Source organism: Anaerostipes hominis (ex Lee et al. 2021), assembly GCF_002270485.1.
In the GTDB taxonomy this organism is placed as follows: Bacteria; Bacillota; Clostridia; order Lachnospirales; family Lachnospiraceae; genus Anaerostipes; species Anaerostipes hominis.
The window spans coordinates 1-7,897 of sequence record NZ_NQOG01000040.1; the positions used below are offsets into that span (position 1 = coordinate 1).

8 protein-coding genes, 6 tRNA genes and 1 riboswitch are annotated in these 7,897 nt (G+C 44.2%); of the genes, 1 reads left to right on the plus strand and 13 read right to left on the minus strand.

Translation table 11 applies throughout. The features are described from left to right. Positions 1 to 185 precede the first annotated feature (185 nt). A riboswitch (cyclic di-GMP riboswitch) is annotated at positions 186 to 278 on the minus strand. 48 nt (positions 279 to 326) lie between these two features. Next, positions 327 to 908 carry a nucleoside recognition protein gene (locus CI597_RS17090; protein ID WP_024728958.1) on the minus strand — a complete coding sequence of 194 codons (582 nt, stop codon included), beginning with the start codon at positions 906 to 908 and terminating at the stop codon, positions 327 to 329. A gap of 141 nt (positions 909 to 1,049) precedes the next feature. Between CI597_RS17090 and CI597_RS17095 the strand changes: the two genes are divergently transcribed. Then, on the plus strand, positions 1,050 to 1,313 hold the full coding sequence (locus tag CI597_RS17095) for an AbrB/MazE/SpoVT family DNA-binding domain-containing protein (RefSeq protein WP_006567976.1): 264 nt from the start codon (positions 1,050 to 1,052) through the stop codon (positions 1,311 to 1,313). 59 nt (positions 1,314 to 1,372) lie between these two features. Here CI597_RS17095 and rsmI read toward each other — a convergent pair whose 3' ends face one another. The 12 genes from rsmI to CI597_RS17155 form a co-directional block, all read right to left on the minus strand. Then, positions 1,373 to 2,221, minus strand: coding sequence for a 16S rRNA (cytidine(1402)-2'-O)-methyltransferase (rsmI, locus tag CI597_RS17100; RefSeq protein WP_024728959.1), 849 nt, complete (start codon positions 2,219 to 2,221; stop codon positions 1,373 to 1,375). Next, the gene (locus CI597_RS17105; RefSeq protein ID WP_024728960.1) at positions 2,222 to 2,974 is read right to left on the minus strand and encodes a tRNA1(Val) (adenine(37)-N6)-methyltransferase; all 753 of its coding nucleotides are present in this window, start codon (positions 2,972 to 2,974) and stop codon (positions 2,222 to 2,224) included. Then, a complete protein-coding gene (locus CI597_RS17110) occupies positions 2,964 to 3,830 on the minus strand; it encodes a PSP1 domain-containing protein (protein ID WP_024728961.1) in 867 nt (288 codons plus the stop codon). The genes CI597_RS17105 and CI597_RS17110 overlap by 11 nt, the downstream gene beginning before the upstream one ends. Further along, positions 3,824 to 4,816 carry a DNA polymerase III subunit delta' gene (gene holB / locus CI597_RS17115; RefSeq protein WP_024728962.1) on the minus strand — a complete coding sequence of 331 codons (993 nt, stop codon included), beginning with the start codon at positions 4,814 to 4,816 and terminating at the stop codon, positions 3,824 to 3,826. The genes CI597_RS17110 and holB overlap by 7 nt, the downstream gene beginning before the upstream one ends. Positions 4,817 to 4,870: 54 nt before the next feature. Beyond that, on the minus strand, positions 4,871 to 5,506 hold the full coding sequence (gene tmk, locus CI597_RS17120; protein ID WP_330548444.1) for a dTMP kinase: 636 nt from the start codon (positions 5,504 to 5,506) through the stop codon (positions 4,871 to 4,873). Between the two features lies 1 nt (position 5,507). After that, positions 5,508 to 6,887, minus strand: coding sequence for an aminotransferase class I/II-fold pyridoxal phosphate-dependent enzyme (locus CI597_RS17125; RefSeq protein WP_024728964.1), 1,380 nt, complete (start codon positions 6,885 to 6,887; stop codon positions 5,508 to 5,510). Between the two features lie 128 nt (positions 6,888 to 7,015). Next, a tRNA-Phe gene (locus CI597_RS17130) sits at positions 7,016 to 7,088 on the minus strand. Positions 7,089 to 7,251: 163 nt separating this feature from the next. Next, positions 7,252 to 7,325: transfer RNA gene (locus CI597_RS17135), tRNA-Met, on the minus strand. A gap of 6 nt (positions 7,326 to 7,331) precedes the next feature. Next, positions 7,332 to 7,413 (minus strand) — tRNA-Tyr (locus CI597_RS17140). A 72-nt stretch (positions 7,414 to 7,485) separates the two neighbouring features. After that, positions 7,486 to 7,558, minus strand: a tRNA-Thr gene (locus tag CI597_RS17145). A 9-nt stretch (positions 7,559 to 7,567) separates the two neighbouring features. Continuing rightward, positions 7,568 to 7,640: transfer RNA gene (locus CI597_RS17150), tRNA-Val, on the minus strand. A gap of 36 nt (positions 7,641 to 7,676) precedes the next feature. Continuing rightward, positions 7,677 to 7,750 (minus strand) — tRNA-Asp (locus CI597_RS17155). Between the last annotated feature and the right edge of the window lie 147 nt (positions 7,751 to 7,897).

The following is a 7,897-nucleotide window of genomic DNA, read 5'->3' on the forward strand; positions in this document are numbered from 1 at the left end:
AAAACATCAAGCTCACCTTCTGTTGATTGTTCTAAATTTAATATTCTCAAACCAATTCGTGTTAAATTTTCAAGGTACAAACAAAATCAGATATTTATTAATGTGTCTTTTGACACCCTAATCCTATGAAACAAAAAAGACTGAGTATCCGACGGATTCTCAATCTACACATAAATAATAATTTATGAGGCAGCTGGCTGGCACGATCGTACTCCTCATACGATATAGCCCCTTTAGCTTTGCGTCACTGCCTTTCGGCAGTTTTGCCTATTTATTTGGTTCTAGCTAAACTATATTTTCATTATAATACAAATTGTCTCTAAAAATCAAATGCTTTTCTGAAATTTCTCGATGATCTTTGCAAAAAGAATCCCTACGATGGTGGAACAGAAAGTCGCAATAATTGCCGGCGCCACAACCGCTGTCGGATTCACGCTTCCGTACTGACTTCGGAATACGATGATATTGACAGGGATCAGCTGTAAAGAAGAAATATTGAGGATCAAAAACATGCACATTTCCCTGGTGGCGACACCCTTGTGCGGATTGATCCTGTCCAGGGCCTTCATTGCCTTGATCCCTGATGGTGTTGCGGCCCATCCAAGCCCCAGGAGATTGGCTACAATATTCGTGCTGATATATTCCTTTGCTTCCTTATCCCTTAATCTCGGAAACAGGAACTTCAAAAATGGCGCTATGAGTCTCTCAAGCTTTTTTACAAGGCCTAAAGAGACCGCTACATTCATAATCCCGGACCATACCCCTACTACCCCAAACATCAGGATACAGAGCTGTACAGCTTCCTTAGAAGAGTCCAAAATCGTATCTGATACGGCATTCAGATTGCCGTTAATACTTCCTATTAATATACCTGCTAAAATTAAGATACTCCATATATAATTGATCAAAGTGAAACTCCTTTTTCGTCCTTAATGTATCCTATTCTCTCCTTCACAAGAATATGCTTCAAAGCCCGGATTTGACAAGCTTTCTGAGGTATGATATTGTTAGGTATAGTAGTTTACTAATTTGCAAGGAGGGAAGCGAATATGAAGAGTACAGGTATTGTAAGGAAGCTTGATGAGCTGGGACGTATTACTTTACCAATTGAGTTAAGACGTAATCTGGATGTGAATGAGAGGGATCCCCTTGAAATCTTCGTTGACGAAGATACGATCATATTGAAGAAGTACAATCCAGCGGACATCTTTACTGGCGAAATGGATGATCTCGTTGAGTACAAAGGCAAGAAAGTTTCAAAGAGTTCTATCATTGAACTGGCGAAACTTGCTGGTTTAAATGTTGCAGAATAAAGCAGTGGGATATAATAAAAGGACATATGCTGAATGATATGTCCTTTTTTGATGTTTTTTTATTCTTTATACCGGAGAAGTTCCTGATAGATGTCTCTTTTGCCTACTCCGCGGTCTTTGGCCACCAACTTCATTGCCTCTTTTTGTGAGAGGCCTTTCCCTAAATAGCGTTGCATATGCTCCATCAGATCAAGTTCCTGAAACTGCTCCTGGCTTTCCTTTTTCAGTTCCTCTAATGTTTTCCCATGAATGATCAGAACACACTCACCCTTTGCCGGATGTTCGGTATAATAGGAGATCACCTCTCTCATCTCAGAGACAAACACCGTCTCATGTTTCTTTGTCAGTTCCCTGCAGACTGTCATTTTCCTGTTCCCCATTGTGCTGTAAAGTTCCTCCAAAGTCTTTAAAAGCCTGTGAGGAGCCTCATACAAAATGATCGTCCGTGTTTCGTCCTTCAGCTGTTCTAAGATCATGGCGCGTTCTTTTTTATCTGGCGGCAGAAATGCTTCAAAACAGAATCTCCTGGTCGGCTGTCCTGAAATAACCAGCCCATTGATCAGGGCACATGCACCCGGCAGGGACGTTACCTGAATGCCGTTTTCATGACACTGTCTCACCAGTTCTTCTCCCGGATCTGAAATGCCCGGAGTGCCCGCATCCGTAATCAGTGCAATGTTTTTACCATCCTCCAGAAGCTTTACAAGATAACGGGCTTTTTCCACGCGGTTGTACTCGTGATAGCTCGTCATCTTTGTCTTAATATCAAAGTGATTTAAAAGCTTAATGCTGTGCCGTGTGTCTTCCGCAGCGATCAAATCTACGACCTTTAACGTTTCCAGTGTCCGGAATGTAATGTCCTCCAGATTGCCGATGGGAGTTGCGCATAAATATAATTTCCCTGCCATTTAAACCTCCTCAGGTTTCCATCCATAAATTTTATAAATTTCTTCGGTATACTGCCCAGGCTTTTCATAGATGATCAAAGGCGGTTCGACCTTCATCCTGGACTTCCCTCCTTTTACTGCTTCCAGCAAAAAAATATTGGATTCTTTTTCCCTGTAAGGATAGACAAACCGGATTCTTTTGGGCTCCAGGCCGTCATTGATCAAACAGTTAAGGATCTCAGAAAGACGGTAGCTTCTGTGAACCAAAAACAGGCTTCCGCTGTGTTTTAAAAGGACTCTGGCAGCACCGGAAATATCCCGGAATCTGCACAGGATCTCATGCCTTGCGATGGCCTTTGCATCATTTGGATTCTTGAAGCCATGATCATCCACCATATAAGGCGGATTTGAAGTAATGACGTCAAAGCTGTCATGTGAAAAAATCGCAGAAGCCTTTGTAATATCGCCTTCTACGATCTCTATCTTTTCTTCCAGCCCGTTTAATGCAGCACTTCTTGCTGCCATCTCGGCCATCTCACTCTGGATTTCCAGCCCGGTAAAATGTCTCCCGGGTGTCTTTGCTTCCATGAGGATCGGAAGAATCCCCGTTCCTGTACCAAGGTCCAGCACATTTCCGTTTTTCTTCACTTTTACAAAAGAGGACAGCAAAACCGCGTCCATACCAAAACAAAAGCCGTCTTTTTTCTGGATGATCTGATATCCCTTTATACCCAGATCATCCAAGCGCTCTCCGTCTCCAGGTTTAATTCTCATGATTCTTTTGACTGCCCTTTCCCCGTCTTTTTCTCCCGTTTTTCGGATGATAGTTCAAATCATCCAGCCTGTACTCCACAATTTCCTTATCACCGTTGTCATCTTCTACGATCAGCTTCACATTCTGTCTGAGAATATTGACCCGCTGCACTTCGCCGGTCCGTCCGTCCGCTGTTTTCACTGCGTCTCCGATGCTCGGCAGTTTCTTGTTCAGGTATTCGTATGTTTCCTGTTCATTTTTCAGACAGCACATCAGGCGTCCGCAGACCCCGGAAATCTTGGTAGGATTTAGAGACAGACTCTGTTCCTTTGCCATCTTGATGGAGACCGGGATGAATTCCGACAGATAAGAACTGCAGCACAGTGCCCGTCCGCAGATTCCAATCCCGCCGAGCATCTTTGCCTCATCTCTCACACCGATCTGGCGCAGTTCAATTCTTGTTCTGAAGATTGATGCCAGGTCTTTCACCAATTCACGGAAATCCACACGCCCGTCTGCGGTAAAGTAAAACAGGACTTTATTGTTGTCAAACGTATACTCGGTAGCTACCAGTTTCATCTCCAGTTTATGTTCCCGGATCTTCTGTGAACAGATGGAGAAAGCTTCCTTCTCTTTCTTGAGATTTTCCAGTGCTGCATCTTTATCTTCCCTGGTTGCGATCCTCAGAACCGGTTTTAACTCGTCAGAGACGGCTTCCTTGTCCACTTTCTTCTTGTCCGTTACGACCCTGCCGTATTCCACACCGCGGGCAGTTTCCACAATCACATGATCTCCCTGCTTTATATCAAACTTCTTTGGATCAAAAAAATATACTTTCCCGGCAGTGCGGAACCGCACCCCAACTACTTCTACCATATCTTTCCATTCTCCTTCATCGTAAGAAGCAACATCTCCATCGTCACTTCAAAATTCACGTTCGCATTCAAGCGTACTCTGGCCTTCTGAATCTCGTCCATGATATGGGTAAGGCCCTCAAATGTAATATAGATTTCCTGCTCTTTAAGCTGGCGGTACTTGTCCTTGAAAATCAGAAGATTCACAGATCCCGTCGTCTTGAGGATCAGCATGTCTCTGTACCAGTCTGTCATAATATCAAGAAAATCATAAATCTGTTCTTTATATTTTGTCAATGTCTTTAAGTAAGAAATCATCTCATGAAGCTCCATATGATGTATATAACCAAGCATTCCCAGCGCCTCGTTCAGCATCTCGTGGAACTCTTTGGTCGTAGCTACATGGATGGCCTTTCCAAGGTTGCCCAGTGAAAACGATACTGCAAATTCGATCATATCCTCATCTGCCTGTATGTGTTCCTTCAGGTAAGCCCTGATCTGATCTTCCGGGACGGTTCCCAGAGACATACATACACATCTGGATAATATAGTCTCCAGCAGACGGTCTTTGTTGTTTGTCAGCAGCAGGATCACTGCATACTCCGGCGGCTCTTCCAATGTCTTTAACAGTGCGTTCTGAGCCCCTACATTCATACGGTCTGCATCATCCACAATGTATATTTTGTAATTGCTGCTGTACGGCTTAATGTCTATGGTCTCATTAATCCCCTGTCTGATCTCATCCACGCGGATCTCGTATTTTTCATGTGTTATATAGATCAGATCCGGATGGTTTCCCGTATCCGCCTGGCGGCACGGGGTACATTGACCGCAGCCTTCGTGTGTCTCACAGAGCAGAGCTTTTGCAAAGGCTTTTGCCAATGTCATCTTTCCCGATCCGTCTTCTCCATTCAGTAAATATGCATGCGAAATCTGTCCGGTCTGAATGGCTTCTTCAAAATGCTGTATGATCTTCTTATGTCCAACCACGTTATCAAAACTCTTCATCTCATCCTCTTCCATCCCTATGAAATCAATACCCTGCCGGTTCGTCTTTTTACATTACATCCGGTTTGTCTCTCTTGTCAGGGCATCATCAACTGCTACTTTTATCTGACGGTGAATTTCCTCAATGGAGTTTCTCCCGTCGATCTTAACCATCCTGTTTTTATCTCTTTCGGCTAACAGCCTGTATCCTTCCACCACTTTCCTGTGAAATTCCAGCTTTTCTGATTCCATACGGTCCAGCTCTGCCTGCTGTTTCTTTCTTCCGATGCCGGTCTCTGCATCCACATCAAGCAGGATCGTTATATCCGGCATAGCATTTCCCACTGCAAACCGGTTTACTTCATATACCAGATCAACACCCAGTCCCCTTGCAATTCCCTGATATACGGCCGAAGATTCTATGAAGCGGTCACAGATGACTACTTTTCCCTGGTCCAGAGCAGGCTGTATGACTTCCTCCACTAACTGGGCCCTGGCCGCAGCGTATAAAAGAAGTTCTGTCATATGTCCCATGTTTTTATAATCCCTGTTGAGGATCACTTCACGGATCGCTTCGCTTATAACCGTACCTCCTGGTTCCCTGCATACTATTATATCATACCCCTTCTGCAATAAGTAGACTCTTAATAAATCAATCTGTGTAGATTTCCCGGCACCGTCCGGCCCTTCCATCGTTATAAATATTCCCATCTCAAACCCTTTCATCCACTATGTATATCCGGCCTTCCGACAGGCCAATCAGATTCATCTTCTGTTCCTGGTACTCATTAATTTTCTGCACTATTTCTCCTGAAATCTTCTCTCCCGGCACCGCCAGCGGTATGCCCGGAGGATATAAAAATATAAAATCCGCACTGATCCCTCCAAGTGATTCGGCAGGACTCACCAACTTTCTCCCTCTTATCTTTGCCTCGTAAGGTGTCATAACCTGCTCAGTGGCAGGAATAACAGCCAGTCCCGGATTTTGAACATGGTGCAGGCTTTCATCTGTTTCCAGAAATGCCTCACACAATTTATCCAATGCCTCTTTTGTATCACAAATACTCGTCATGGCAGTGACATAGGATATTTCGGACATCTCCAACTCTATCCCATACTCACCCCTCAAAATATGAAACAGCTCTTTGCCGGTAATCTTTGTATCGCCGGTCGAAACAACGATTTTTCCCGGATCATCTGTCTTTAAGAGCTTCAGGTGTCTCATAGCTTTAAGCCTGGCCCGGATATCCATTAGATTCCGAACATAGTCATCAAACAAGTCCGGGCTGTCAGCACATTTCCTGACACAGTAATCAATACTGGCCATCAAAATATAAGACGGGCTGCTGCTCTGAAATGTAGATAAAGCCTGCTGAATCTCCCTGGTGCCTATCCGGGAACTGCATATGTGCAGAAGTCCGGTCTGAGTAAGGGAAGGCAGCGTCTTATGCAGACTCTGGATCACTGCATCTGCTCCCTGGGATACCGCGCTCTCCGGAAATCCACTGTGAAATACAAAATGTGCTCCGTGAGCCTCATCCACGATCAAGGGAATCCCCTCTTCATGAAGAACCTCAGCAATCTGCCTGATATCAGACACGATCCCTTCATAAGTAGGGGAAACGATAACAGCGGCTTTAACGCCATTTTCCCTGCCCAGTATGTCCTGCACCTGGCTTTTAGTAATCCCCATACAAATATTCTGCTCTATTTTGGGATATAAATAAACCGGCCTTAATCCAAGCATGGAAATTGCATGATATACGGACTTGTGGCAGTTCCTGCTGATAAGAATCTTATCTCCCAGCCGACAGGACGCAGCCACAGAAGCTAAAATGCCTCCGGTGGTGCTGTTGATCAGAAAATAACTTTCCTTACTTCCATATATATGTTGGACATACTCCATTGATTCTTTAATCATCCCCTCGGGATGATGCAGATCGTCAAAGCCGCTGATCTCTGTAGTGTCAAGCGCAAACAGAGATCCCTCTCTCATAATGTCCTGTTTCTGCCTTTTGTGACCAGGCATATGGAACGGATACATCCCTTCTTTATCTAATTGTCTTAATTTTTCAAATATAGGATATTTCATAAATTGTTATTAAGCCTCATTTTATCCTATTTTATCATACACACCGTAGATATTCCACGACATTTTAAAGTGTGACAAGGTATTTTGGGAAAAAGAAAAAAGCCCTGATAAAAATCAGAACTTTTAGATGCCCAGAGCCGGAATCGAACCAGCGACACGAGGATTTTCAGTCCTCTGCTCTACCGACTGAGCTATCTGGGCTTGGGTATTGATTTTACTTTAGTCCGCGTACAAAATCTCAAAAGCTATACTTTTGAGATCACGGCGTTACCGCCTATATAGAAACATTTATCAACAGCTCCGAATATAAATATCCGGCCCTGTTGATAAATATTTCTATGCACGCTCTGAACGCTAATGGAAGTTGCGGGGGCCGGATTTGAACCAACGACCTTCGGGTTATGAGCCCGACGAGCTACCAGACTGCTCCACCCCGCGCTAAAATGGTGGGAGAAGGATTCGAACCTTCGAAGGCGTTGCCAACAGATTTACAGTCTGCCCCCTTTGGCCACTCGGGAATCCCACCATATACATATATATTATACCATTTCAGCATAAAACTCAAACATAAAATTACGTTTATAACATAATTTATGAGAGCCGTTGACCGGACTTGAACCGGTAACCTGCTGATTACAAATCAGCTGCTCTGCCAATTGAGCCACAACGGCTGACAAAAATGGGACCAATAGGGCTCGAACCTATGACCCTCTGCTTGTAAGGCAGATGCTCTCCCAGCTGAGCTATGATCCCAAATTTATATTATAAATCCTCCTAAAAAGGAAAAAACGACCCGGATGGGAATCGAACCCACGACCTCCGCCGTGACAGGGCGGCGCTCTAACCGGCTGAGCCACCGGGCCAAATCTTTACAAAATAATCTATGTACCTTCAAAACTACATACAGAACCTTTCATCAAACATCTTCCTTACCTTCTTTGGTTAAAGCCTCGACCGATTAGTAACAGTCAGCTCCATACGTTGCCGTACTTCCACCTCTGCCCTATCTA

Excerpts from the sequence above, each read along its gene's own strand:
- CI597_RS17105 (WP_024728960.1), bottom strand. The coding sequence starts at position 2,974 with ATGAGAATTAAACCTGGAGACGGAGAGCGCTTGGATGATCTGGGTATA.
- CI597_RS17110 (WP_024728961.1), bottom strand. The coding sequence starts at position 3,830 with ATGGTAGAAGTAGTTGGGGTGCGGTTCCGCACTGCCGGGAAAGTATAT.
- holB (WP_024728962.1), bottom strand. The coding sequence starts at position 4,816 with ATGAAGAGTTTTGATAACGTGGTTGGACATAAGAAGATCATACAGCAT.
- tmk (WP_330548444.1), bottom strand. The coding sequence starts at position 5,506 with ATGGGAATATTTATAACGATGGAAGGGCCGGACGGTGCCGGGAAATCT.
- CI597_RS17095 (WP_006567976.1), top strand. The coding sequence starts at position 1,050 with ATGAAGAGTACAGGTATTGTAAGGAAGCTTGATGAGCTGGGACGTATT.
- CI597_RS17125 (WP_024728964.1), bottom strand. The coding sequence starts at position 6,887 with ATGAAATATCCTATATTTGAAAAATTAAGACAATTAGATAAAGAAGGG.
- rsmI (WP_024728959.1), bottom strand. The coding sequence starts at position 2,221 with ATGGCAGGGAAATTATATTTATGCGCAACTCCCATCGGCAATCTGGAG.